This is a genomic window from Micromonospora sp. CMU55-4 (assembly GCF_011602315.1).
GTDB lineage: Bacteria > Actinomycetota > Actinomycetes > Mycobacteriales > Micromonosporaceae > Micromonospora > Micromonospora chalcea.
In genome coordinates this window covers 535,009-559,996 of sequence record NZ_JAAOLH010000002.1, presented here as the reverse complement: position 1 = coordinate 559,996, position 24,988 = coordinate 535,009, and the positions used below count along the sequence as shown (strand labels likewise).

Genomic DNA, 24,988 nt, shown 5'->3' with positions numbered 1-24,988 from the left:
ACCGCCAGGTGGGGCCGGTGGTGGTGACGCCGGACATGGCGTCACCCTCGATCCGGTCGAACGGAGAACTCCGGCGAGGTGGCGGTCGTGGCCGAGCTCATCTCTGACGTCGCGTCGCCCATGTGGGCGTACGCGCTGCTGCTGACCCTGCTGATCGCCGACGCCTTCGTCCCGGTGGTGCCGACCCAGCTCGTCATGATCACCAGTGGGGCGCTGACCGTCTACGGCGGGCTCAGCCTGCCGGTCACCATCACTGTCGGCGCGGCCGGCGTCTTCATCGGCGACCTGACCTGCTACCTGATCGGCCGCACCACGCCGACCCGCCGGCCGGCACGGGCCACGCCACGCGGACGGGCACGCCGCGCCGTCACCCGGGTCACCCGCGGGCTGCGCGAGCCGGGGCCGCTGGTGATCCTGCTCTGCCGGTTCGTGCCCGGCGGCCGGATGGCGGCCTGCTTCTCGGCCGGCCGCAGCCGCTACCCGTACCGCCTCTTCCTGCCCTACGAGGCGGCGGCGGCGCTCGCCTGGTCCAGTTACGGGGCGCTCGTCGGCCATCTGGGCGGTACGGCGCTGACCCACTCGGCGTGGCGGCTGCTGCTGATCGGTGGGGTGGCGGCGGCCGGGTTCGCGCTGGCCGGGTGGGCGATGACCTGGATCAGCAGCGCCCGGCAGACCCGCGCCGAGGCCACCGCCGACTCGACCGGCAGCTGACCCCCGAGCACCTGATCGACGTGAAGGAAGAACAGGCCATGAGCGACACGGCGGCGTGGCACGACGTCAAGGCCAGGGCTCGGCGAATCGATCCCTCATGGGATGACGCCGAGCGCGTGACCCGGCGCGGGCAGCTCAGAGAACAGATGCTGGCCTCGATCAACGGCGCGCAGTCGACGGGAGACCCGGCAGACGATGCGCCTTCACCCGACGGGACCTGACGCCGTTCTCGGGGGTCCGGTAGGGGACGACCCGGGTAGCGAAGTGGGTGGTGGTCCCGGATCCGTCTGGGGCGGTTCCGGCGACAGGCTGACCGTATGCCTGGAACGCGGAGCAGCGGCCTGTTGGCCCTCGGCGGGATCGTCCTGGCGGCGGTGCTCGCGGTGATGGGTCACGTCGGGGTGAGCGACGATCTGGATCCCTGGTCGCTGACCGTCAGCGACTTCGCCGTCTCCGATCGGGGCGGCGTCATCGACACCGCGATGGCGGTGCTCGCGGCGGCCAGCGTGGTGCTGCTGCCGGCGCTGCGCCGGGCCGGTGCGGGCCGGGTGCCGCTCGCGCTGCTCACCGCCTGGTCGGCCGGGTTGCTGGCCGCGGCGGTGGTGCCCACTAACGAGCCGGGTACGCCGATGGACACCGCCGCGTACGTGCACCGGTACGCCTCGGTGCTGTCGTTCCTGGCCCTACCGGTGGCCGGCTGGCTGCTGGCCCGCCATCCACCAGCCGGAGCCGCGGCCTGGCTGCGCGGCCTGACCGTGGCCAGCCTGCTGCTGGCGGGCGCGATGATCTGGTCCGCCTACCCCGGCGACCGGGCCCTGCTGGGCCTGATCGAGCGCGCGCTCATCCTCACGGAGACGGCAGTCATCACCACCCTGGCCCTGCACCTCACCCTGACCAAAGTCGTCGATCATGCAGTTGTGACCCCGCACAGACCGGGCATACCGGTCGGGTCGGGGGCCGCAACTCCATGATCGACGAAAGAAGGGGGCTACTCCAGCTCGTGGAGCATGAGCTGGCGGGCGGCCTCGGTGATGGAGCCGGACAGGCTCGGGTAGATGGTGATGGTGTGGGCCAGCTCGTTGACGGTGAGGTTGTTCTCCACCGCCATCGTGATCGGCAGGATCAGCTCGCTGGCCTTCGGCGCCACCACCACGCCGCCGATCACCTGGCCGCTCGCGGGCCGGCAGAACAGCTTGACGAAGCCGTCGGCCAGGTCGTCCATCTTCGCCCGCGCGTTGCCGGACAGCGGCAGCATCACCTGGCGGGCCGGGGTCTTGCCGGCGTCCACCTCGTCCTGAGACACGCCGATCGGCTGGCCCGCTCGTCGGCCAACTGGGCGGCACGGCGCTCAACCAGTCGGCGTGGCGGCTGCTGCTGATCGGCGGCGTGGCCGCGAGCGGGTTCGCGGCGGCAGGCTGGGCGATCACCTGGACCGACGCCCGATATTCCGCCGCCGAGGCCGAGGCGCGCGTCACGGCTGACTGAGCGGCGCCGGTCCGGCTTCCGCCGTCGCGCGCGTCGGGCGCGGGGCGCCGAAAGCCGACCGTCCTGTCGCCGGCGTCGAGCCGGCATGTCACTGTGGACGTTGTGTCCGCCCTCCGCCGGCCGTCGCGCGGGACGGGCTCACCTTCGCACGACCATGACGAAACGAGGACGCTGATGGCGGAACCGCGTGAGGAACTGGAGCGGGCGATGCGGGCCCTCGACGACCGGGTCGTAGCGGTAAGCGTCAGCCGGGTTCGAGAGGCGACGGACGGGGCGCCGTTGCCGACCCCCGAGCGGGCGACCCTGATCGCGGCGATGTCGGCGGCCGCGCTCGCGGCGGCCGGCGTCGACACCGACCGGGCGCCGCTGCCCGAGACGAAGACACTGGTCGACGGGGCCGCGACAGAGGCGGCCGAGGCCGTCTTCCAGCGGTCCCCCGCGCGGATCAGGGTCACAGGCGGAGAGGGACAGCGCGACAGCAGCCCTGGCGCGCACAGCGGGCAGGTGCTGGGGCGCGGGGCGGCCGGAGTGCCCGTCCTCGACGGCATCTTCGACTACGTGGACGGCACGACGTTGGCGGCGACCGGCGAGCCGGGAGCCCTGGCGCTGGGCGGACTCGGCATCGATCTTCGCCCGGTGCCCGACCTGTCGGCGTACCTCGTGCTCGCACCGGCCTCCCTGCTCGGTCGCATCGACATCATGTCGCCTCCGGAGAAGCACGCGGAGGCGGTGCTCGGACAGCTCGCCCGTTCGCTCGGAAAGCCGGTCCCGGAACTCACCGTCTTCACCCATTCCCTCTCCGGGAAGCCGCTGCACCAGACGCTGGTGGAGCTGCTCCGTTCCCGCGCCGGCACCGTGATCGTGCCGCCCCTCGTGACAATCGAGCCGCCATATCTGGTAAGCCTCGCAGGGCTGGCCGAGCCGCGCATCGACACGATGATCGGCAGCATCGGCCTGTCCGAGCTGGCCTTCGCGGCGCTCCTGCTCGACCTCGTCGCACCCGACCACGGCTTCGCGTTCCGAGCCGCATCGATCGACGGGCCTCGGTCCCGGCCGACCTCGGTGACGCTCGATCCGATCTTCGACTTTTCACCGGACGAGGAGCGGGAGTTCGCGCGGTACGGCTGGCATACCGACCGCCAGTACACCAACACGGACGTCGTCCGGCCGGGCGGTGGCCGAGCCGCCGTGGTCTTCGCGGTCACCGACGAACCGATGCTCGGGCTCGCCGGGCCGGATCCACGCACTCGGCGTCGCACCCAGGGGCTGCTGTTCGAACCGGGCGGGCAGGTGACCCGCCTCGAGGTGTTTTACGGCTGATCCAGCTCTCGTCCGCGCCGACCATCAGGAAGGCAGGTAGCGTGGAAAACGGCAGCGTCATCCTCTCGTCCCTCGACGACGTGCCCGCCCCACCCGTCACCGACCGCCTGCTCATCAGCGGTTGCAGCGTGGTTAGCTATCACGCCCACCGGCTGGCCTCCCCGACCCGCCTGGCGGAGGCGTTCGAACTCGGCACCCTCGCCTCGATCGACGACGACCGGTCGTACGCGAGCAAGGTCCGGCCCGGCTCCGGACTTGAGTACTCGGCGTTCGTCGACGCCGGTCCGGTGCCGGCAGCCCTGACCCGCATCGTGCACAGCAACCACGCCGCCCGGCTCCAGCAGTCCGTGCTGTGGCTCGGCGAGGAGTACGTTGTATCGGCGATCCCGTTCTTCCTCTCGGTACGCCGACCGGACCGCGCGGGCATCGAACTGACTGCCCCGTTGACCGTGGACGGCCTGCTGCGGTTCCTCGGTCTCCTCGCCGAGCCGGCCATAGCGCGTTCTGTCGGAGAGCAGGCCGCCGCAGCCCTGGCGCGCAGGCTGGGCCTGCGGGTGGACGAGATCGAGCGGACCTGGCCCGTCACCGGATCGTTCGGCATCCAGATTTGGAACCTCGACGGAACGACAGGGCGGGACACCGCGAAGCTGTACGAGGGAAGCAAGGAGTCCGCGGAGTACTCGTGGGAGATCTCGGCGATCCTCTCCTACAGTTCGGACCACTTCAAGGAAGACGGGCTGTGGCGGCGACGGAGCCGGCAGCAGATCTACAGCACGGTGCGGTCGGGGTCCGGCTTCTTTGACGACCACATGGTCTTCGTCAACGCCGACTGCTGTCTGGAGATGGCCCACCTTCCCGCCTGGCTCCGGGACCGGTCCGACTTCCGCCTGACCAACTACGGATACGACTCCTCATCGATCTTCGTTTGGTCCATCAGCATGCTGCGCACCGCGATCGCCGAGGATCTCAGCCAGCGATACCGGGAAGCGGTGGTGGACCTGATCGCCCGTCGTCAGATCACCGTGGTCGAGCAGGCGGAGATGACGCGCCTCCACGTGCGGCACTCTCGGCTGCTCGACCGGATCGTCACCTTCCGCGATCAATTCGTCGAGGCTCGCAACCGGGCGCTGGACGAGCAGATCACGACCTACCGTTCGGGCAGTCGCGCCACGAGTGCACTGCTGCGCCACATTGACCGGTATAGCGCGTTGGCGATGAGCCTGTACCGCGTACACGAGGAGACCGAACGCTCCCGAAGGGACGCCCTAATCGCGATGCTCGCGGTGGTCCTCGCCGTCGTGCAGGTGCCCGGTTTCGTGGAGCAAATCGCGGACTGGGCCGACGCCGGGACATGGGTACGACTCGGCATCTCGGCCACCCTCATCGTGCTACCTCTGGTCCTGCTCTGGCGGGTGCTCCGACGGACGGCGAGCGGTTGAACCCCCGGCAGGGCTTGGCGCCCGTCGCCTGGCAGGAACTCGGCAGGCGCACCGTCTACGAGCGGTTCGGTCGTGCGGTGGTCGAGGTCGACTTCCGCCTGCCCTCCGGGCGGGAGGACACCTTCACGCTCCGAGCCGAGCGCGACAACGTCGGCGTGCTGGCACTGACCCCGGCGCAGGAGGTGATCCTGACGCGCCAGTTCCGTCCCGGTCCCGGACGGTTCGTGTACGAACTGGCCGGTGGCTACCTAAAGGACGGAGAGAGCCCTGCCGTCGCCGCCGAGCGGGAACTGTTGGAGGAGACCGGCTTCGCGGGGGTGATGGAGATCGTCGGCCAATGCTACGGCGATTCGTACGCCACAGCCAGGAAATACTGTGGAGTGGCCCGCGACTGCATCGTGGCTCGGGCGCCACGTCCAGACCCGGAGGAATTCATCGAGGTGCTGGTGGTCAGCCCGACGGCCTTCCGGCGCCTGCTCCGGACCGGTGACTTCGTGGATGTGGACATTGGCTACCTGGGGCTCGACGCACTTGCCATGTTATAGCGTTTCAGCAGGTTAGCACCTCACCGGTGGTGTCAGGAGGACCTATGCCGCCCAGGCACACGCCACTGCGGGGGCGATCGATCGGCGTCATGTTCGACCGCTCGCACCGACCCACCGCGCTGCCCGAGTTCGTCCGTGCCCTCGACAGGATGCCGGTCGACGACTGCTGGATCGTCGAGGACATCGGATGGGCGGGTTCGGTGGCCCTCACCGCGACCGCGCTAGCCAACAGCTCCCGGCTGCGGATCGGCATGGGCGTCTGCCCGGTGCCCCTGCGCAACCCGGTACTCCACGCCATGGAACTCGCCGCGCTGGCCGAGTTGCACCCGGGACGGTTGATCGCCGGGCTCGGGCACGGCTCACCGGCCCGGCTGCGACGGGTCGCGCCCCGTGGCGGATCGCAGCTTGCCCTCCTCGAAGCGACGCTCGCGGCCGTCCGTCGTCTGCTCGCGGGGGACCGGGTCACGCTCCGACGCGAGTCCGTCCACCTCGACGACGCGCGGTTGGAACACGTGCCTCCGGTACCGCCCGCGCTGTACGTCGGCGCCGTGGGACCCCGGACGCTCGCGCTCTCCGGCCGCATCGCGGACGGCACGGTCCTGGCCGAGGGATGCACACCGGACGTCCTCGGACGCGATCTCGCGTACCTCAGGGCGGGCGGCGCCGGGCCCCACGAGGTCGTGGTCTACCAGCACCTGCTGATCCATTCCGACAAGCGACATGTCGAGAAGGTGGGCGGACCCGTCATCGCCAAGTTCGCCGAGCTGCACCGGGTCGCGCCCGATCCCGCCATGATCGCGGCGGGCGATCCGGGAACGGCGGCGAAGCGCGTCACCTCGCTCTGGGATGCGGGCGCCGACACGGTGGTGCTCCGTCCGATCGGCGCCGATCCCCTGACCCAGGTGCGCCGCGTGCTCGAAGCGCTCGGTCGCTAGGCGCTCGCGCCGGCAACCGGCCTCAGCACCCGTTCCACCACCGTCTCGATCTCGACGTCAGTCAGGTCGGCCGACGTCGGCAGCCAGGCGGCCGATGCGGAGGCCCCGACCGCGACCGGACAGGGCCGGGGCGTTCGACCTGAGTACAGATCCAGGCTCGGCAGGGCCGGCCAGATGGCGCGGACGTCGATCCCGGCGTCGCGGCCCAACCGGATCATGCGGTTCCGGGTCTCCGGTGCCGTCACCACAGTGTGGAGCCAGCAGGACGGCGTCACGCCCCGGCGCGTCGGACGACTACCGAGCCCGAGTTCTCTCGCCTGGTCGACGTACCGGTCACCGATCCGACGTCGCGCGTCGACCAGTTCGTCCCACCGTTGCGCCTGCGCCAGCCCGAGCGCGGCCGTCAGGTTCGTCATCCGGCCATTGCGGCCGACGAGGTGGTGGACGTACGGCCGGTCCGGGCTCATCGCGTGGTTCGCGAGCAGTCGTATCCGGGCGGCCAGGTCCCCGTCGTCGGTCGCCACGCATCCGCCCTCGCCTGACGTGACCGCCTTGTTGGCGTGGAAGCTGAAGACGGACACCCGGCCGAAGCTGCCGGCCGGCGAGGCGCCGACCGCGGCGCCGTGAGACTGGGCGGCATCCTCGATCACGGGAATGCCTAGCCTGGCGAGTGCCCGATGGTCACAGGGATGGCCGAGGGTGTTCACGGCGATCATGGCACGGGTGCGGGACGTGACGAGGTCCCCAGCCCTCACCGGATCGATGGTCCAGTCGACCGGGGACACGTCGCACAGGACTGGAACCGCGCCGACCGTCAGCACCGCGGCTGCGGGGGCGACGAAGGTGAGGGCCGGGACGATGACCTCGTTGCCCGGCCCGATCCCAAGGGCGGCCAGCGTCAACTCCAGGGCGGTGGTGCCGCTGGACACTGCCACGACGTGCGAGCGTCGGACCCGTTCAGCGATGGCAGCCTCGAACCGCTCCAGGTAGGGACCGGTCCCGGAGATCCACCCGGAGGCCAGAGCGTCCTCGACGTACCTGCGTTCCAGGGGACCCAGGGCGGGGCGCGAGAGCGGGATCCTCGGTGTCATCTTCCGGCCTCCGTCGAGCAGTGGCCGCTGCGGGGACCGGGCACGACCGGCTCCTGAGCGGCGGCCAGCACGTCCGCGAGCGTGCGGGACAGCGGGGTCTCCCAGCGCCACCCGATTTCCCTGCCGGTCCGGGTGGGGTCACCCACCAGCCGCCGGGTGTCGGATCGCCGGTCGAGCGCCGGTTCCACCCGTACGTCCAGCCGGGCGCCGGCCAGTTCGCACAAGCGACGCGCCACGTCGCCGATCCTTGTGCCGACCCCGGTGCAGACGTTGTACACGCGATCTGGGCGGCCGCCTTCCATGATCGCGGCCAGTGCCCGGACGGCGTCCCGCACGTCGACGAAGTCCCGTTCGGATTCCACGTTACCCACATTGATCTGCGAAAGATTCGCCGACTGGGCGTGCAGGATGCGCCGGCAGAGGGCCGGCACCACGTAGGTGGCCGCCTGACCCGGCCCGATCACGTTGGTGGCACGGGCGAACATCACGTGCGTGCCGAAGGCGGAGAAGTACTGCCGACCGGCGGCCTCCGCCGCGGCCTTGCTGCTGCCGTAGGGCGAGAACGGCGCTACCGGTTGCTCCTCGGTGATCGGGTCGGCCACGTCGCCGCCGTCATGGACGCTCGCGGTGCTCATCAGCAGCACCCGGGCGCCCGGAGCGGCGGTCCGCACGGCATCGAGCACGGAGACGGTGCCGAGGACGTTGACCGACCAGGCGTCGAAGGGGCGCGTCCACGACTCGCTCACGCTGGCCAGGGCGGCGAGATGGTAGACGGCATCCGGGCTGGCGCCGGCGACGACGTCGCGCATCCCGTCGTGGTCCCGGATGTCACAGTCGGCTAGGTCCACGGCGATGACCGTCGCGCCGGACCGGGTCAGGTGCCGTCGCAGGTGGGTGCCGATGAATCCGGCAGCCCCGGTGATCAGGACCCGCATCCGACACGCTCCGCCGCTCGCCCTGGCCGCATCCTACGGACATCGACGGCACGCAGCCACCGGCGCATTCGAAGCCGGCCGCCGCTCGCCGGGTCACTCCAGCTCGTGGAGCATGAGCTGGCGGGCGGCCTCGGTGATGGAGCCGGACAGGCTCGGGTAGATGGTGATGGTGTGGGCCAGCTCGTTGACGGTGAGGTTGTTCTCCACCGCCATCGTGATCGGCAGGATCAGCTCGCTGGCCTTCGGCGCCACCACCACGCCGCCGATCACCTGGCCGCTCGCGGGCCGGCAGAACAGCTTGACGAAGCCGTCGGCCAGGTCGTCCATCTTCGCCCGCGCGTTGCCGGACAGCGGCAGCATCACCTGGCGGGCCGGGGTCTTGCCGGCGTCCACCTCGTCCTGGGAGACGCCGACGGTGGCCAGCTCCGGGTCGGTGAAGACGTTCGCCGCGACGGTACGCAGCCGCAGCGGCCGGACCGCCTCGCCCAGCGCGTGCCACATGGCGATCCGGCCCTGCATGGCCGCGACGCTCGCGAGCGGCAGCACGCCGGTGCAGTCGCCGGCCGCGTAGATGCCCGGCACGTTGGTACGGGACACCCGGTCGACAGTCACGTAACCGCCCCGGGCCAGCTCCACGCCGTACTCGGCCAGGCCCAGGTCGGCGGTGTTCGGGATCGAGCCGACGGCGATCAGCGCGTGCGAGCCGGTGACCTGGCGGCCGTCGGAGAGCACCACCTCCACCCCGTCGCCGACGCGGCGGACCGCCTCGGCGCGGGAGTTGTTCAGGATGCTCATGCCCCGGTTGCGGAACACCCGCTCGATCGCCATCGCGGCGTCGGCGTCCTCGTGCGGCATGACCCGGTCCCGGCTGGAGACCAGCGTGACCTTGACGCCCATGGCCAGGTACGCGCTGGCGAACTCGGCGCCGGTCACGCCGGAGCCGACCACGATCAGGTGCTCGGGCAGGTCGGGCAGGTCGTACACCTGACGCCAGGTCAGGATGCGCTCGCCGTCCGGTACGGCGGTGGGCAACTGGCGCGGGGTCGCGCCGGTCGCGACGAGCACCGTCGACGCGGCGATGGAGTACTCCTCGCCGCCGCCGGCCGGGGTGACGATCACGCGGTGGGTGTGGCCGAGCGTGTCCTCGCCCAGCCGGGCGGTGCCGGCCACGAACTCGACGCCGGCCTTGACCAGCTTGGTGTGGATGTCGGCGGACTGGGCCAGCGCGAGCCGCTTGACCCGCTCGTGCACCGCCCGGGCGTCGACGGTGACCGCCTCCAGGCCGTCGGAGTGCACGCCGAACTCCTCGGTGTCCCGGTAGCCGGTGACCACCTCCGAGCTGGCGATGAACGTCTTGGAGGGCACGCAGTCGGAGAGCACGCAGGCGCCGCCGGCCCCCTCCGCCTCGACCACTGTGACCTCGGCGTCCAACTGCGCGGCGACCAGGGCCGCCTCGTACCCGGCCGGCCCGCCGCCGATGATCACGATCTGGCTCACAGCATTAGCCCCTCGTCTGTGCTCACAGTGACTTTCTTCTCCCCGTCGGGTTCGACACGCACTGTCGTATTCTCCCCCACCCGCCAGCCGGGCTATCGTCGTCGCCGTGCGTCTCTACGCTGCTTACGGCTCAAACCTGGACCCGGCCCGCATGCGCGCCTACTGCCCGCATTCGCCGATGGTGGGTACCGGCTGGCTGGAGGGGTGGCGGCTCACCTTCGCCGGCGAGGACGTCATCGGATGGGAGGGCTCGGTCAGCACCGTTGTCGAGTCCCCGGGTGACCGGGTCTTCGTGGCGCTCTACGACATCCACCCGTACGACGCCGCGCAGCTCGACGAGATCGAGGGCGTGACCGCCGAGACGTACCGCAGGCTGACCGTGCGCGTGTCGACGCTCGACGGCGACGTGACCGCGTGGGTCTACGTGTTCGACGGTTACGAGGGCGGTCTGCCCACCGCGTGGTACCTGTCGGAGCTGGCGAACGCCGCGGAGAAGGCGGGCGCGCCGGACGACTACGTCACCGAGCTGCGGTCCCGCCCCACCGGCACCGCGTCCGCGTAGCGCGTCTCCCACACCCACAGTGTGCGCCGTGCGGCCGCACCCGCGCTCGGCGACCCCGGTACGAGGGGTGCCGGGTCACACCCGCGAGGCGGGCACGCTCCGCTCGTACATGTCGACCCAACGCTCCTCCACCAGCCCGACGGAGCGGTAGAGCGTGACCGGTGCGGTCGGGTTGGCCAGGTCGACGCCGAGCCCGGCCCCTTCGCGGCCCTTCGCCGCGTAGACCGCGAAGGCCCGGCGCAGCAGCGCCGCACCCACCCCGCGCCGCCGGTACGCGGGCAGCACCGACAGCGTCCGCACCCACCCCCGGTCCTGGTCGAGCGCCTGGTCGGAGGACTGGAGCGCGCCGGCCGGCTCGCCGTCGACCTCGGCCAGGAACCACTCGTCCCAGACCTTCCCGTACGAGGGCAGCAGGTCCCGCCACTGCTCGAAGTCGAGCGGGTCGTGGTCGGGCGTGTCCCGGAACGCGGTGTCGTAGATCCGGTGGAACAGCCGCAGGTCGCTCTCGTCGTCGGCGCGCAGCGGCCGCACCGTCACCCCGGGCGGGGGCGCCGGCTCGGCGGGCAGGTCGGCCAGCGAGCGGCTCATCCGGATGTAGCGCTTGATCCGGGTGAACCCGGCCTCGGCCAGCTCACCGGCCCAGCGGGTCTCCGGCGCGTACACGCCGGCGCGGGCGGTGAGCGCGGGCAGGCCGCGCTCGGCGGCACGTTCGGCGACCCGCTCCAGCAGCCGCGCCAGCAGCGGCGCACGCAGGTCGGCGCCACGGTCGGGGTCGACCAGGACGTCCACCCATTCCCGGCCGACACCGCTGGGGTTGGCCAGGATCGACCAGGCCACCGCCGTACCGTCCGGGTCGGTGACCAGCCAGGAGTCCCGCGCCGGGTCGACGAACGGCGCGATCAGCGCGGACCGCACATCCTCGGCGTCGAAGTCGGGGTAGCCCACGGCGAACGTGTCGGAGGCGTGCACCACAGCCAGGATCGCGGGCACGTCGTCGAGGGTCGGGCGGCGGGCCGACCAGCCGGCGGGGAGCGTCACGGGCCAGATCCTGGCAGCCGGACCGGCGGGGCCGCCTCCCATTTATCCGCGCCGGGCGCGCTTCCGCGCGGCGGCGAGCAGACCCAGCAGCTCCGCCCCCTCGGCGGTGCTGAGCGCGCGGAACGCCGCCGACGCCAGCCGGTCGGTCACCGCCTCGGCCCACAGTCGGCGTCGCACCAGCGGCCCGACCGGCGGGTACGGGGGCGCCCAGCCGCACGCCGCCGCGCCCGCCTCGCCCTCCGGCCCGGCCAGCACCGCCTCCAGCGGGGTCAGCCCGGCCGCGCGTACCGCCAGCAGGTACGCCCCGGCGAAGTGCTCGCGCAGCAGCAGCATGCCGACCGCCGCCCGGGCGCCCGGCGACGGATCGGGCACCGGCATGGCCCGCCAGGCGGCGAACAGCGGCATGCCGCTGCCGTCCGCCGCCTCGACCGCCCGGCCCAGCAGCGCGGCGAGCCGGGACGACTCGGCGCCGTCACCGAGCCGGGCGGTGCCCCACCGGCAGCACTCGGCCAGGTTGGCGGCGGCCACCTCCAGCGGCGGGACGGTGCGCGCGGCGGCGTCCCAGCCGTCGGTGACCGCCTCGGGGGCGATGAAGCCCAGCGCCGCGGCGACCGTCTCGGCGCGGACGTCACCGAGCGCACCGGCCCGTCCGGTGATGTAGAAGGCCCACCCGGAGATGCCCAGCAGCCGCGCCCGGCGCAGCGTGGACGGGCAGCGCGCGAACGCCTCCCCGAGTTCGAGCACCAGCGGTTTGCAGGCGGCGGCGAGCTGTTCCGGAGTCATCGGCCGCCCGTCACTCCACCGTAGCCATTCATCACGCTCAGTCTGCCCGGTCGTCACCGGTGTCGGCATCCCCCTCTTCGGCGTCGAGCGCCTCCAACACGGCCTCCACCTCACCGGCCCGGCGCCGTGCCGCGGTGACCGCCCGTTCCGCGCCCCGCCGGGCCAGCCGGGCCCGGCTCAGCTCCTGCTCGGCCACGGCCCGGCGACGCTCCAGCTCGGCCAGTTCGGTCTCGATCCGGTCCAGCGTCGCGGCGCCGTCCCGCTCGGCCGCGTCGGCCGCCGCCAGCTCCTTCTCGGCCCGGTCCAGGTCCGTCCGGGCCCGGGTCAGCTCCCGGGTCGCGGTCCGCCGCCGCCCGGCCCGTTCGGCCCGCGCCGCCCGCTCGTCGCGGGCCCGGCGCGCGTCGGCCCGCTCAACCGCCCGATCCGGTACGACAGGCGCCTCCTCGCCCCCTGTCACGAGCCGCAGCTGGGGGCGGGGCACCTCGCCGAACCCGGCGTAGTGGCTGGCCCGCAGCAGGCGTCCGGCGCGTACCTGTTCGGCCACCTCGGTGTCCGACAGCGCGGCGTTGAGTGTCGCCTCCACCTCGCCCAGCGGCAGCCGCCCGGCCGGTGGCGCGGCGGGTTCGGTGGCGGCGAGACGGCGTACCTCCGCCACCAGCGCGCCCACGACGGCGCGCCGCTGCGCGGACAGTTCCCGCAGCGTGCCGCCGCGCAGGTCGCGTTGCGCGGCGCGTAGCGACTCGGCCAGCTGGCTCAGGTCGGCGACCAGCTCGGGCCGGCGGATGGCGAGCAGGTTGACCAGCCAGGCCGCCACCGTGGGCCGGCGCAGCTTGGCGATCTCGCGGGCGGTACGCGGGTCGCCGGACTGCCGCGCCTGCGCGACGGCGGCGTCCCGGGCCGCGACGAACCGGTCCGGCGGCGTGGCGTAGAGCTGCCGGATCACCTCCGCGGGCACCTCGGCCATGCTCAGACGTCGATCCGGGTGCCCGGCTCCAGACGGCGGTAGTCGGTCTTGGACAACGCGGTGTACTGCCGGTCCAGCACGCCGAGGCCGTTGCCGTTGAGCAGCGCGTCGTGCAGCGCGTACGCCCGGCGCGGGGCGACCGCGCGGATGAAGTCGACCACCTCGGAGAACTTCGACCAGGGCGCGTGGATCGGGGCGAACAGCGTGTCCACCTGCACGTCGTCCGGGACGAACAGCGCGTCGCCCGGGTGGTAGAGGACGTCGGCGAACAGGTAGCCGATGTTCGGGATCACCGGGATGTCCGGGTGGATGACCGCGTGCTGCCCGCCGTACGTCCGCACCGGCACTCCGGCGACGGTGAGCGACTGCCCCGGCGAGACGGTGACGAGCGCCTCGGCGGCGTCGCCGAGCACCCCGGCGAGCGAGGCCGGGCCGTGCACCGGCACCGGCCGCCGCTCCAGCGCCCGGGTGAGCGCGGCTACGTCCACATGGTCCGGGTGTTCGTGGGTGACGAGCACCGCGTCCGCCCCGTCCAGCGCCTCCGGCTCGCTGAAGCCACCCGGGTCGACGACCAGCACCGCCCCGTCGTGCTCCAGCCGGAGACAGGAGTGCGAGTACTTGGTGACGTGCATCGTGACTCCTCGCATACCGAATCGTGATGTCCTCAGCGCAGTCTGCCGGAACCGGCGCGACCACGCGCCACGTCCGAGGTATCGGTCCCGGTGGGCGGGGCCGCCGACGATCGGAGTACGGGGAATGGGTGGACGACGGTTCCGGGGCCTTGCCCTGGTGGCGGTGGGCCTGGTCGCGGCGCTCGCCGTGGGCGCCTGCGGCGCGGACGAGGACAGCGGCGGCGACGCGGCCGCGCCGGCCATGGACGGAGGCGCGGCGCGCGAGCAGCCCGCCGCGGGCGGCGCGGATCGCGACCAGGCGGCTCCCGGCGGCACCGGCGGCGCGGACCTGCGGGTCGACCAGCGGTCCATCATCTACACCGGGACGATGCAGATCCGGGTGGACGATGTGGAGGCCGCGTCGCGGGAGGCGGTCACCGCGGTGACAGCGGCCGGTGGGTTCGTCGGCGGCGACCGGCGGTCGAGCCGCTCCGCCGAGGCCCGGGCGGTGCTGACCCTGCGGGTGCCGGCGGACAAGTTCGCCGGTGTGATCGACCAGCTCGCCGGCCTCGGCCGCCAGGAGCGCCGGGAGATCCGCACCGAGGACGTCACCGAGCAGGTGGTCGACCTGGACGCCCGGATCGCCACCCAGCGGGCGCGGGTGGAGAGCGCCCGCAAGCTGCTCGCCCAGGCGAGTTCGGTGGACGAGCTGGTCCGGCTGGAGAACCAGGTGGGCAGCCGTCAGGCGGACCTGGCCGCGCTGGAGGCGCGCAAGCGCCGGCTGGCGGACCTGACCGCGCTCTCCACCATCACCGTGACGTTGCTCGGGCAGGACGCCAGCACCGCCGAGGAGGAGGCGGATCTGGGCTTCCGCAGCGGGCTGGACGGCGGGTGGACGGCGTTCCGGGCCTCGGCCCGCATCGCGCTGACCGTGCTCGGGGCGGTGCTGCCCTTCGCGGTGGTGATCGGCGTACCGCTGTGGTTGCTGCTCCTGTGGCGGCGCCGGCGGGCCCGGCGTACGCCGCCGCCCGGCCCGGGCGCGATGCCGCAGCCGGGCCTGGGCCCGATGCCGCCGGGCCCGGCCGGTCCGGCCGACGCTCCGGTCAGCGCGCCGCCGCCAGTGCCCGCAGCGCGGTCTGGACCATGAGGCGTACGCCCGCCTCGATGGCGCGCTCGTCCACGTCGAACGAGGCCCGGTGCAGGTCCACATTGGGCCCGCTGCGGCCCACGCCGAGGCGGGCGAGCGCGCCGGGGACGTGCTCCAGGTACCAGGAGAAGTCCTCGCCGCCCATGCTCTGCGGCGTCTCGGCGATGCCGTCGGGGCCGAGCGCGGCGGCGGTGGCGGCGGTGAGCACGCCGATCGCGCCGGCGTCGTTCGTCACCGGCGGCCGGCCGCGCAGGTATTCCAGATCGACAGTGGCGCCGGTGGGCGCGAGCACGTCCCGCACCACCTGAGCCACGATCTTGGGCGCCTCGTCCCAGGTGTCGCGGTCCATCACCCGCAGCGTGCCGGCCGCGCACGCCTCGGAGGGGATGACGTTGTAACGGGTGCCGGCCGAGGCGTGGCCGAACACCAGCAGCAGCCCGCTGTTGGCCGGCACCCGGCGGCTGATCAGGGTCGGGACCTCGGTCACCAGCCGGCCGAGCGCGTCCACCAGGTCGACTGTCAGGTGCGGGCGGGCGGTGTGTCCGCCCGGCCCGGTGAGCCGGACGGTGACGTTGTCGGCGGCGGCGGTGATCGGGCCGACCCGCAGGCCGACCTTGCCCACCGGCAGGTTCGGGTCGCAGTGCAGCGCGAAGATCTGCACCACGTCCTCCAGACCGCCGGCCTCGATGACCTCCAGCGAGCCGCAGGGCAGGATCTCCTCGGCCGGCTGGAAGATCAGCCGTACCCGGCCGTCGAGCTGGCCGATGTCGGCGAGTTGGGCCAGCAGCATGCCGACGCCGAGCATCACCGACGTGTGCACGTCGTGGCCGCAGGCGTGGCAGACGCCCTCCACCGTCGAGCGGTACGGCACGTCCTTCGGGTCGTCCAGCGGGAGCGCGTCGATGTCGGCGCGCAGCGCGATCACCGGGCCGTCCGGGCGTCCGTCGATGTCGCAGATGACGCCGTTGCCCTTCGGCAGCAGGCGCGGCTTCAGCCCGGCGAGGGACAGCTCGCGGTGCACCAGGGCGGCGGTCTCGAACTCCTCGCCGGACAGTTCCGGGTGGGAGTGGAGGTGCCGGCGGGTCGCGATCAGGCCGGGCACGCGCAGCGCGAGGAGATGGTCGAGCTCGAAGGGCAGGGGCTGGGAACCGGTCGGCGCCTCGGGCCGGGACGACGCCAGCGGGCCGCCGGAAGGCAGCGTCAACGCACTCGTCACGTCGAATTCTCGATCACTAGAGATGGATGGATCATCGGGCAGAACAGCAGACAGCCTAGACCTCCGGCGGTGACGCTGCGCAACATCTTTCGCGTAGCGGTCGGACCGCGCAGCGTCACGAATGCCCTGGTGAGAGTGCTCGAATATCTGCGGGACAGCAGGTAGATCACGGTCGGAGCCCGTCATCCGCCTCCCACCTCCTACAACGCGTAACCGTTTCAACGGCCACTAATATCCGGGCCGCTGTTCCGAATTGTCGCATTAGTCGCGGCAATTAACTGCCGCTCGGACAATTGCGCGACAACTGTCGGCTGCCGGAAGACTCCCGACGGTGACATGACCGCCCGGCCGTCGACCGCACAGGCTGTCCGTCCCGTTCATCCGATCCGGTTACCCGAATCGCCGAATCGCACACGCGCGGCACCGGGCGCCACCGCCCGGCCACCCGCCGTGACCGGCCGGGCGCCGTCGCCCGGGAGGGGACCAACGGTACGCCTCAGCGGCCCCGTTTGCCCAGTTCAGACCACTACCGGACGCACGACGGCGGCCCGCGCCGGGCACCTGCGTGCGCCGACGGGACCGCCGCCTGAAAACGTCAGAACCGATCGCTCGGCCGGTAGATCCCCCACACCTCGCGCAGCGTGCCGCACACCTCGCCGACGGTGGCCCGGGCGCGCAGCGCCTCCTTCATCGGATAGAGCACGTTGGCGTCGCCCTCGGCTGCGGAACGCAGCTCGGCCAGTGCGCGCTCCACCGCGCCGGAGTCCCGCTCGGCGCGCAGCCGGGCCAGCCGCTCCCCCTGCGCCGCCTCGATCGCCGGGTCCACCCGCAGCGGCTCGTACGGCTCCTCCTCGTCGATCTGGAACCGGTTGAGGCCGACCACCACCCGCTCACCCGAGTCGATCTCCTGGGCGATCCGGTACGCCGACTGCTCGATCTCGCGCTTCTGGAAACCGGCCTCGATCGCGTCCACCGCCGAACCGTGGTCGAACACGCGGTCCATCAGCTCGGTGGCCGCCGCCTCCACCTCGGCGGTCATCGCCTCCACCACGTACGACCCGGCGAACGGGTCGACGGTGGCGGTCAGGTCCGTCTCGTACGCCAGCACCTGCTGGGTGCGCAGCGCCAGCCGGGCCGCCTTCTCGGTGGGCAGCGCGATCGCCTCGTCGAAGCTGTTCGTGTGCAGCGACTGGGTGCCACCGAGCACCGCGCCGAGACCCTGCACCGCCACCCGGACCAGGTTCACCTCCGGCTGCTGGGCAGTGAGCTGCACGCCGGCGGTCTGGGTGTGGAACCGCAGCATCATCGACTTCGGGTTCTTCGCGCCGAACTCGTCACGCATCAGCCGGGCCCAGATGCGCCGGGCCGCGCGGAACTTTGCGACCTCCTCCAGCAGCGTGGTGCGGGCCACGAAGAAGAACGACAGGCGGGGCGCGAAGTCGTCCACTGCGAGCCCGGCGGCGAGCGCCGCGCGGACGTACTCCACGCCGTTCGCCAGCGTGAACGCGACCTCCTGCGCGGGCGAGGCGCCGGCCTCGGCCATGTGGTAGCCGGAGATCGAGATGGTGTTCCACTTGGGCACCTCGGCCCGGCAGTAGGCGAACGTGTCGGCGACCAGCCGCAGCGAGGGCTTCGGCGGGAAGATGTACGTCCCCCGGGCGATGTACTCCTTGAGGATGTCGTTCTGGATGGTGCCGTTGAGCGCCGCCCCCGGCACGCCGTTCTCCTCGGCCACGAGCTGGTAGAGCAGCAGCAGCACCGAGCCGGGCGCGTTGATCGTCATCGAGGTGGAGACCTTGTCCAGCGGGATGCCGCCGAACAGCGTGCGCATGTCCTCGATGGAGTCGATGGCGACACCGACCTTGCCCACCTCGCCGTGCGCGATCGGGTCGTCCGAGTCATACCCCATCTGGGTGGGCAGGTCGAACGCGACGGACAGGCCCATCGTCCCGGCGCGCAGCAACTGGTGGTACCGCGCGTTGCTCTCGGTCGCGGTGCCGAAGCCGGCGTACTGTCGCATCGTCCAGGGCCGGGAGGTGTACATCGTCGGGTAGACCCCGCGGGTGTACGGGAATTCGCCCGGCTCGCCCAGCCGGGCCTCCAGGTCCGCCGGAAGGTCTGCCGCCGTGTAGACGCCCTGGATCGGGAAACCCGACTCGCTTGACCGCGCATCGCTCATTACCGGATGGTAGGACGCGCTGACCGCCTGGTGGGTGAGGGATACCGCACACCTGGCCACGGCACACCACCGAAGGTGAGCAACCGGCCACATACCGTCGAGTAGGTAAACGCCCGCCGCGTCGGGTTTCGCATCGGGCGTCGGAACCAGCAAGATAGAGGGGTTGTGTCCCAGCCCCCTCGATATCCCCCGGTGGCTTTTCTGTGACTCAGATTCCGACGTGGAGCGGCGGACCGGCCAGTCCCCCCACTGGACGCGCGGCGCCCGGCACCACCATCGGTGGTCGCTACTCGCTGCGCTCCCCGGTGGGCAACGGAGGCATGGGCACGGTCTGGCGGGCCACAGACACATTGCTGCGCCGCGACGTGGCGGTCAAGGAGGTCGTCCTCCCGCCGGGGCTCGCCCCGAGCGACCGCGACGCGCTCTACGAACGGACGCTGCGGGAGGCCCGCGCCGCCGCCGCGATCCAGCACCCGGCCGTGGTGCAGGTCTACGACGTGGTCACCGAGGGCGGCCGGCCGTGGATCGTGATGGAACTGCTGGACGCCCGCAGCCTCGCCGACATGGTGATCGAGGACGGGCCGGTCGCACCGCGCGCCGTCGCCAAGATCGGCATCGCGCTGCTCGGCGCGCTGGAGGTGGCGCACGCCATCGGTGTGCTGCACCGCGACGTCAAGCCGGCCAACGTGCTGATCTGCTCCGACGGCCGCTGCGTGCTCACCGACTTCGGCGTCGCCCGGATGCCCACCGACGTGCAGCTCACCACGCCGGGCATGGTGCTCGGCTCGCCGCACTTCATCTCCCCCGAGCGGGCCATGGGCCAGGAGTTCGGGCCGCCCAGCGATCTGTTCTCGCTCGGCGTGACGCTCTACACGGCGGTCGAGGGCCGTCCCCCGTTCGACAAGGGCGACCCGATCGAGACCATGCATGCCGTGGTCGAGGACCCGCCCGCCACGCCGCAGCGCAGCGGCCCGCTCACCGGCGTGCTGATGGGGCTGCTGGAGAAGGACCCGGCCCGCCGGATGGACGTGCACCGGGCCCGCGCCAACCTGCGCGAACTGCTCGCCGGGCCGCTGACCAGCACCGCCACCGCGGTCAACTCGGTCACCGACCCGTACGCGGTGGTGCCGGTGCCGCGCCCGACCACGCCGCCGGCCATCGCGGCCGAGCCGAAGCCGAGCGGCCAGATCGGCGGTCGGGCCATGATCGGTCCGGACGAGTCGCTGACCGACCGGCTCGCCGCGCTGCGCCGCGGGGAGCGGCCCGCCGGCGAGAAGCCGGCGGCGGGCGACGCCGCGCTGGACGAGACCAGCGCGGACGCGCTGGCCGGCCCGCTGCACACCCCGACCGGCGCGATGTCCGGGCCCGCGCCCGAGGCCACCCAGCGCATCTCGCCGGACGCCACGGTCCGGCTCGGCCAGGGCGCCGGCGCGGACGCCACCCAGCAGGTGCCGACCACCCAGCCGGTCTACGGCCGTGCCGCCGACGCCACCCAGCCGGTGTACGGCGGCGGCAACCAGTGGTCGGTGCCCGGCACCGGCCAGCCGTGGACCACGCCGGCCACCGCTCCGGCCGCCGGTGGTGGCGGCGCGCTCGGCTCGGCCAAGGGCCTGCTCGGCCGGATCAAGGCGTGGCCGCGCAAGGTCCAGCTCGCCGCCGCCGGTGGCCTCGCCGTGGTGCTGCTGGTGAGCGTGATCGCGCTGACCAGCGGCGGCGACGACACGCCACCGCCGATCGTGGGCACGCTGCCGTCGAACTCGGCCGCCGCCGCGCCCGAGATGCAGGAGCAGACCGTCAAGGGCGTGACCATCCAGGTGCCGAAGGGCTGGCAGCGGCAGACCGGCGGCCTCTACGTCGACTACGTCGACCCCGAGGACGAGGGCCGCAAGGTGCGGGTGATCGCCGAGCCGTGGGGCGGCACCTCGATCAGCTGGGCCGAGTTCGCCTCGCGGAACCTGAACAAGAACAGCGCCAAGAGCAAGACCTGTCCCGCCCCCTACACCGAGGTGTCGGTTTCCGAGCAGCCGCTCGCCGGGCAGACCGCGGGCCAGCTCGAATACACCTGCGGCGAGGGTGAGTCCATGCGTCACGGCATCTGGCGGGGCGTGGTCAAGGACGGCAAGGTCTACTCGTTCTACCTCTCCTCGACCGACGCGCGGTTCGCGGAGAGCAAGCCGATCTTCGACGCGATGGTCGGCTCGTTCCAGCTCACCGAGGCGAACTGAGTCGAGGCCGACGGCCAGTGGTGATCCGCCGCCGTGCTATCAAGAGGCAATGGCGGCGGAAACCACTGACCTAGACGACCTTCGCGTCCGAGCCGAGCGCTGGCTCGCCGACGACCCGGACCCGGCCGACCGCGACGAGCTGCGCGCCGTCCTGGACGGGCTGCCCGGCACGGCGACCGACCTGGCCGACCGGTTCGCCGGCCCGCTGACGTTCGGCACCGCCGGACTGCGCGGCCCGCTGCGCGCCGGGCCGAACGGCATGAACCTCGCCGTGGTCACCCAGGCCGCCGCCGGGCTCGTGCGCTGGCTCGCCGCCCAGGGCGGCGAGGGCCCGCTGGTGATCGGGTACGACGCCCGGCGCGGCTCGCTGGCCTTCGCCGAGCGCACCGCCCAGGTGGCCACCGGGGCGGGCCGTCCGGCGCTGCTGCTGCCCCGGCCGTTGCCCACGCCGGTGCTGGCGTTCGCGGTCCGGCAGCTCGGCGCGGTCGCCGGGGTGATGGTGACCGCCAGCCACAACCCGCCGCAGGACAACGGCTACAAGGTCTACCTGGGCGCGCAGCTCGGCGGTGAGCTGGGCGCCGGCGCGCAGATCGTGCCGCCCGCCGACGCCGGCATCGAGGCGGCCATCCGGGCCGTCGGCCCGCTCGCCGAGGTGCCGCTCGGCCCGGCCGGGCAGGTGCTCGGCGACGACCTGGTGGCCGCGTACGTGGAACGGGCCGCCGCCGTGGTGGACCCGACCGGGCCACGCGACCTGAAGGTGGCGTACACGCCGCTGCACGGGGTGGGCGGCGCGGTGCTGACCGCCGCGTTCGCGCACGCCGGGTTCGGCGTGCCGGGCGTGGTGCCGGAGCAGGCCGAGCCGGACCCGGCGTTCCCGACCGTCAGCTTCCCCAACCCGGAGGAGCCGGGCGCGGTGGACCTGCTCGTCGCGCTCGCCGACCGCACCGGCGCGGATCTCGCCATCGCCAACGATCCGGATGCGGACCGCTGCGCGGTGGCCGTACGCGACGCCGGGTCCTGGCGGATGCTGCGCGGCGACGAGGTGGGCGCGCTGCTCGCCGACCACCTGATGCGACGCGGCGTGACCGGCCTGTACGCCACCACGATCGTGTCCTCGGCGCTGCTGCGGGCCATGGCGGCGGCCCGGGGTCTGCCCTACGACGAGACGCTCACCGGGTTCAAGTGGATCGTCCGGGCCGGCGGCGGCCGGGAGCCGCTCGTGTACGGCTACGAGGAGGCGCTCGGCTACTGCGTCGCGCCGGAGCACGTACGCGACAAGGACGGCATCACCGCCGCGCTGACCGTCGCCGAGCTGGCCGCCGGTCTGAAGGCCGAGGGCCGTACGCTCCTCGACCGGCTGGACGAGCTGGCCGCCGAGTTCGGCGTGCACCACACCGAGCAGCTCTCGGTCCGGGTGGAGGACCTGCGGGTCATCGCGGACTCGATGGCCCGGATCCGGGCGGCCACCCCGACCGCGCTGCTCGGTCAGCCGGTGACCGAGGCCACCGACCTGCTCCCCGACGCGGACGTGGTGATCCTGCGCACCGGCGCGGCCCGGGTGGTGATCCGGCCGTCCGGCACCGAGCCGAAGCTCAAGGCGTACCTGGAGGTGGTGGAGCCGGTGACCGGCGGCGACGTGCCGGCGGCCCGGCAGCGCGCGCGTGCCGCCGTGACCGAGCTGCGCAACGAGATCGCCGCCGCCCTCGGCCTCTGACCGGGTGTAAGGAAGGGCCCCTTATTAACGCCTCGCGTTAATAAGGGGCCCTTCCTCTACCGGAGGCGTTAAGAGGGGGCCCTTCCTTACCGCTTGCCCAGGGCGGCGTCGACGGCCTGGCCCAGCGCGGCGATGACCAGACTGATCGACGGGCGCACCACGCTGTCGTCCAGGCTCACCGAGCCGGAGAACCCGGCGCCGGCGGCGATCTCCTCCAGGCGGCGCCCGGCATCCTCGGCGGCCGGGCCGGTGAGCCCGAGCGCCGGCTCCATGCGCAGCACCGCGACGAGCGTGGCGAGCGCGGCGGTCCGCTCGTCGGGGAGCTGCCCGCTGGTCAGCGCGTCGGCCAGACGCTGCCGGATGTCCGCCTCGACCGAGGGGTCCGCCACCGGGTAGCGGTGCACGTGGATGAAGTCCAGCTCGGTCTCCTCCACGTCCCGGACCACGCCCCGCCCGCAGAGGTCGGTGAGGATCCGGTCGCGCAGCCCGTGCCGCAGCCGCTGCACCCAGGACGAGGGTGTATGCGGGGTCTCCGCGGCGATCTTGGCGAGTACGGCGTCGGCGATCGGCTCACCGGTCGGCGCCGGATCGATCACCGCCAGGTTCCCGTCCGCGTACGCGAGCCGTCCGGCCAGGGCCAGCTCGACCAGCACCGCCGCGGCCATGCCCAGGTCAAGGCTGATCCGCGGCATGGTGGCCTTGCCGGTTTCGTCGTCGTACGCGAGGAGCAGCAGCTCTTCGGCGAGCGCAACACCAGTCATGGCCCGGAACGCTAGCGCCTCCCCGCACCCCCGCGCACCAACTCGCCGGGGCAGTCCGGTTCCCGGTGCGGAGGGCCGACCCTCCGCACCGGGACCGGCCTCAGAAACGGGGCATGCCGCCGAACTGGCGGTCGCCGGCGTCACCCAGGCCGGGGACGATGAACTTCGAGTCGTTCAGGCCCTCGTCGATCGAGGCGGTGACCAGGCGCAACGGCAGGCCGGAGCGCTCCAGCCGCTCGATGCCGACCGGCGCGGCCAGCACGCAGAGCACGGTGATGTCGGTGCAGCCGCGGTCGGCGAGCAGCCGGCAGCAGTGCTCCAGCGAGCCGCCGGTGGCGAGCATCGGGTCGAGCACCAGCACCGGCAGGCCGCTGAGGTCGCGGGGCAGCGACTCCATGTACGCGCGGGGCTCGTACGTCTCCTCGTCGCGGGCCAGGCCGACGAAGCCCATCGACGACTCGGGCAGCAGGCCGAGCGCGGCGTCGGCCATGCCGAGGCCGGCCCGCAGCACCGGCACCAGCAGCGGCGGGTTCGCCAGCCGACTGCCTTCGGTGGCGGTGACCGGGGTCTGGATCGAGTACTTCTCGACCGGGAAGGAGCGCGCGGCCTCGTACACCAGCATGGTGGTGAGTTCGCGCAGCGCGGCCCGGAACGACGACGAGTCGGTCCGGGCGTCCCGCATGGCGGTCAGCCGCGTCTGGGCGAGCGGATGGTCAATGACGGTTACGTCCACGATCGCTCAACCTACCGCTCCGTGGACCGGCGCACGGTGGGTGCGGCCCGACCAGCGACCCCGCTCACGTACGACGCTCGCAACCCGTTCACCGTGACCAAGATCACAGGACTCGCGAGTGCGTACTATTCGGGGCATGACGGCGACAACGACGTCGGCCCGGTCGGATCTCTCCGAGCTGGGACGATCCGAGACCGCTCTGCGGACCTTCCTGCACGGCCTGCCCGGCGTGGACCAGGTCGGCGCGGAGCAGCGGGCGGCGCAGCTCGGCACCCGCTCCATCAAGACCACGGCGAAGGCCGAGGCGATCGACCTGGCGATCCGGATGGTCGACCTGACCACCCTGGAAGGCGCGGACACGCCCGGCAAGGTGCGGGCGCTGGCCGCGAAGGCGCTGCGCCCCGACCCGGCCGACCCGAGCTGCCCGCACGTGGGCGCCGTCTGCGTCTACCCGTCGATGGTCCCGTACGTGGCCGAGGTGCTGCGCGGCAGCGGCGTGCACCTGGCCAGCGTGGCGACCGCGTTCCCGTCCGGTCAGGCCCCACTGGAGATCAAGCTTGCCGACGTACGGGCGGCGGTCGAGGCCGGCGCGGACGAGATCGACATGGTGATCAACCGGGGCGCGTTCCTGGCCGGGCGCTACGCCGAGGTCTACGACGAGATCGTGGCCACCAAGGAAGCCTGCGGGGACGCCCACCTCAAGGTGATCCTGGAGACCGGCGAGCTGGCCACGTACGACAACGTGCGGCGGGCGTCCTGGCTCGCCATGCTCGCGGGCGGCGACTTCATCAAGACCTCCACCGGCAAGGTCCCGGTCGCGGCCACCCTGCCGGTGACGCTGGTGATGCTGGAGGCGGTCCGCGACTTCCGCGCCGCCACCGGGCGTCAGGTCGGCGTCAAGCCGGCCGGTGGCATCAAGACCACCAAGGACGCGATCAAGTACCTGGTCATGGTCAACGAGACGGTCGGCGCCGACTGGCTGAGCCCGGACTGGTTCCGGTTCGGCGCGTCGAGCCTGCTCAACGACCTGCTCATGCAGCGCACCAAGCTGACGACCGGCGTCTACGCCGGCCCCGACTACTTCACCCTGGACTGAA

Annotated in this window: 23 protein-coding genes and 1 pseudogene; 12 read left to right on the top strand and 12 right to left on the bottom strand. The window is 72.5% G+C overall.

The window, feature by feature from the left end:
• Positions 1-87: 87 nt before the first annotated feature.
• The 3 genes from HA073_RS05915 (at position 88) to HA073_RS05905 (ending at position 1,682) form a co-directional block, all read left to right on the top strand.
• A complete protein-coding gene (locus HA073_RS05915; RefSeq protein ID WP_166455844.1) occupies positions 88-711 on the top strand; it encodes a DedA family protein in 624 nt (207 codons plus the stop codon).
• A complete protein-coding gene (locus HA073_RS05910) occupies positions 639-932 on the top strand; it encodes a hypothetical protein (protein WP_124778836.1) in 294 nt (97 codons plus the stop codon). The genes HA073_RS05915 and HA073_RS05910 overlap by 73 nt, the downstream gene beginning before the upstream one ends.
• A 96-nt stretch (positions 933-1,028) precedes the next feature.
• A complete protein-coding gene (locus HA073_RS05905) occupies positions 1,029-1,682 on the top strand; it encodes a DUF998 domain-containing protein (RefSeq protein WP_166455843.1) in 654 nt (217 codons plus the stop codon).
• Positions 1,683-1,699: 17 nt separating this feature from the next.
• On the opposite strand, the pseudogene HA073_RS05900 reads toward HA073_RS05905, so the two are convergent.
• Positions 1,700-2,020 (bottom strand): annotated as a pseudogene (locus tag HA073_RS05900) (NAD(P)H-quinone dehydrogenase); the annotation flags it as partial.
• A 350-nt stretch (positions 2,021-2,370) separates the two neighbouring features.
• Here HA073_RS05900 and HA073_RS05895 point away from each other — a divergent pair.
• The 4 genes from HA073_RS05895 (at position 2,371) to HA073_RS05880 (ending at position 6,435) form a co-directional block, all read left to right on the top strand.
• A complete protein-coding gene (locus HA073_RS05895; RefSeq protein ID WP_069087155.1) occupies positions 2,371-3,516 on the top strand; it encodes a fructose-bisphosphatase class II in 1,146 nt (381 codons plus the stop codon).
• Positions 3,517-3,557: 41 nt separating this feature from the next.
• A complete protein-coding gene (locus HA073_RS05890; RefSeq protein ID WP_069087156.1) occupies positions 3,558-4,955 on the top strand; it encodes a hypothetical protein in 1,398 nt (465 codons plus the stop codon).
• Complete coding sequence (locus tag HA073_RS05885; RefSeq protein WP_199744086.1) at positions 4,952-5,500, top strand: NUDIX hydrolase; 549 nt, start codon at positions 4,952-4,954, stop codon at positions 5,498-5,500. The genes HA073_RS05890 and HA073_RS05885 overlap by 4 nt, the downstream gene beginning before the upstream one ends.
• An 89-nt stretch (positions 5,501-5,589) precedes the next feature.
• The gene (locus tag HA073_RS05880) at positions 5,590-6,435 is read left to right on the top strand and encodes an LLM class flavin-dependent oxidoreductase (RefSeq protein ID WP_083296900.1); all 846 of its coding nucleotides are present in this window, start codon (positions 5,590-5,592) and stop codon (positions 6,433-6,435) included.
• On the opposite strand, the gene HA073_RS05875 is transcribed toward HA073_RS05880, so the two are convergent.
• The 3 genes from HA073_RS05875 to HA073_RS05865 form a co-directional block, all read right to left on the bottom strand.
• Positions 6,432-7,526 carry a DegT/DnrJ/EryC1/StrS aminotransferase family protein gene (locus HA073_RS05875; protein ID WP_069087158.1) on the bottom strand — a complete coding sequence of 365 codons (1,095 nt, stop codon included), beginning with the start codon at positions 7,524-7,526 and terminating at the stop codon, positions 6,432-6,434. The two genes, HA073_RS05880 and HA073_RS05875, sit on opposite strands and share 4 nt — an antisense overlap.
• Complete coding sequence (locus HA073_RS05870) at positions 7,523-8,461, bottom strand: GDP-mannose 4,6-dehydratase (protein ID WP_166455842.1); 939 nt, start codon at positions 8,459-8,461, stop codon at positions 7,523-7,525. The genes HA073_RS05875 and HA073_RS05870 overlap by 4 nt, the downstream gene beginning before the upstream one ends.
• A 93-nt stretch (positions 8,462-8,554) precedes the next feature.
• A complete protein-coding gene (locus HA073_RS05865; protein ID WP_043326713.1) occupies positions 8,555-9,958 on the bottom strand; it encodes an NAD(P)H-quinone dehydrogenase in 1,404 nt (467 codons plus the stop codon).
• A gap of 106 nt (positions 9,959-10,064) precedes the next feature.
• On the opposite strand from HA073_RS05865, the gene HA073_RS05860 reads away from it, so the two are divergent.
• The gene (locus HA073_RS05860; protein ID WP_030501227.1) at positions 10,065-10,520 is read left to right on the top strand and encodes a gamma-glutamylcyclotransferase; all 456 of its coding nucleotides are present in this window, start codon (positions 10,065-10,067) and stop codon (positions 10,518-10,520) included.
• Between the two features lie 75 nt (positions 10,521-10,595).
• Here the strand turns inward: HA073_RS05860 and HA073_RS05855 are convergent, their stop codons facing one another.
• From HA073_RS05855 to HA073_RS05840, 4 genes are read right to left on the bottom strand one after another with little or no spacing between them, the layout of a single operon-like run.
• The gene (locus HA073_RS05855; RefSeq protein WP_166455841.1) at positions 10,596-11,558 is read right to left on the bottom strand and encodes a GNAT family N-acetyltransferase; all 963 of its coding nucleotides are present in this window, start codon (positions 11,556-11,558) and stop codon (positions 10,596-10,598) included.
• A gap of 42 nt (positions 11,559-11,600) precedes the next feature.
• Positions 11,601-12,341 carry a hypothetical protein gene (locus HA073_RS05850; RefSeq protein ID WP_043326717.1) on the bottom strand — a complete coding sequence of 247 codons (741 nt, stop codon included), beginning with the start codon at positions 12,339-12,341 and terminating at the stop codon, positions 11,601-11,603.
• Positions 12,342-12,378: 37 nt separating this feature from the next.
• Positions 12,379-13,305, bottom strand: coding sequence for a hypothetical protein (locus tag HA073_RS05845; RefSeq protein ID WP_166455840.1), 927 nt, complete (start codon positions 13,303-13,305; stop codon positions 12,379-12,381).
• A 2-nt stretch (positions 13,306-13,307) separates the two neighbouring features.
• Positions 13,308-13,937, bottom strand: coding sequence for an MBL fold metallo-hydrolase (locus HA073_RS05840; protein WP_043326720.1), 630 nt, complete (start codon positions 13,935-13,937; stop codon positions 13,308-13,310).
• Between the two features lie 124 nt (positions 13,938-14,061).
• On the opposite strand from HA073_RS05840, the gene HA073_RS05835 reads away from it, so the two are divergent.
• Complete coding sequence (locus HA073_RS05835) at positions 14,062-15,063, top strand: DUF4349 domain-containing protein (protein ID WP_166455839.1); 1,002 nt, start codon at positions 14,062-14,064, stop codon at positions 15,061-15,063.
• Here the strand turns inward: HA073_RS05835 and HA073_RS05830 are convergent.
• Positions 15,020-16,279: an amidohydrolase gene (locus tag HA073_RS05830; RefSeq protein ID WP_043326724.1), complete on the bottom strand. Its 1,260-nt coding sequence runs from the start codon at positions 16,277-16,279 to the stop codon at positions 15,020-15,022. The genes HA073_RS05835 and HA073_RS05830 overlap by 44 nt on opposite strands.
• Before the next feature lie 595 nt (positions 16,280-16,874).
• Positions 16,875-18,458 (bottom strand): methylmalonyl-CoA mutase, encoded by a 1,584-nt coding sequence (locus tag HA073_RS05825; RefSeq protein ID WP_043326726.1) that lies wholly within the window; start codon positions 18,456-18,458, stop codon positions 16,875-16,877.
• A 203-nt stretch (positions 18,459-18,661) separates the two neighbouring features.
• On the opposite strand from HA073_RS05825, the gene HA073_RS05820 reads away from it, so the two are divergent.
• Positions 18,662-20,683, top strand: a complete 2,022-nt coding sequence (locus HA073_RS05820) for a serine/threonine-protein kinase (protein WP_043326728.1) — start codon at positions 18,662-18,664, stop codon at positions 20,681-20,683.
• 49 nt (positions 20,684-20,732) lie between these two features.
• On the top strand, positions 20,733-22,397 hold the full coding sequence (locus HA073_RS05815; RefSeq protein ID WP_064447632.1) for a phospho-sugar mutase: 1,665 nt from the start codon (positions 20,733-20,735) through the stop codon (positions 22,395-22,397).
• Positions 22,398-22,483: 86 nt separating this feature from the next.
• Here the strand turns inward: HA073_RS05815 and HA073_RS05810 are convergent, their stop codons facing one another.
• Both HA073_RS05810 and upp read right to left on the bottom strand, forming a co-directional pair.
• On the bottom strand, positions 22,484-23,158 hold the full coding sequence (locus tag HA073_RS05810; RefSeq protein ID WP_069087165.1) for a GPP34 family phosphoprotein: 675 nt from the start codon (positions 23,156-23,158) through the stop codon (positions 22,484-22,486).
• A 100-nt stretch (positions 23,159-23,258) separates the two neighbouring features.
• Positions 23,259-23,891: a uracil phosphoribosyltransferase gene (gene upp, locus HA073_RS05805; protein ID WP_043326733.1), complete on the bottom strand. Its 633-nt coding sequence runs from the start codon at positions 23,889-23,891 to the stop codon at positions 23,259-23,261.
• 136 nt (positions 23,892-24,027) lie between these two features.
• Here upp and deoC point away from each other — a divergent pair, with 136 nt between their 5' ends.
• Positions 24,028-24,987 (top strand): deoxyribose-phosphate aldolase, encoded by a 960-nt coding sequence (gene deoC, locus HA073_RS05800; RefSeq protein WP_030501215.1) that lies wholly within the window; start codon positions 24,028-24,030, stop codon positions 24,985-24,987.
• The last annotated feature ends 1 nt before the right edge of the window (position 24,988 follow it).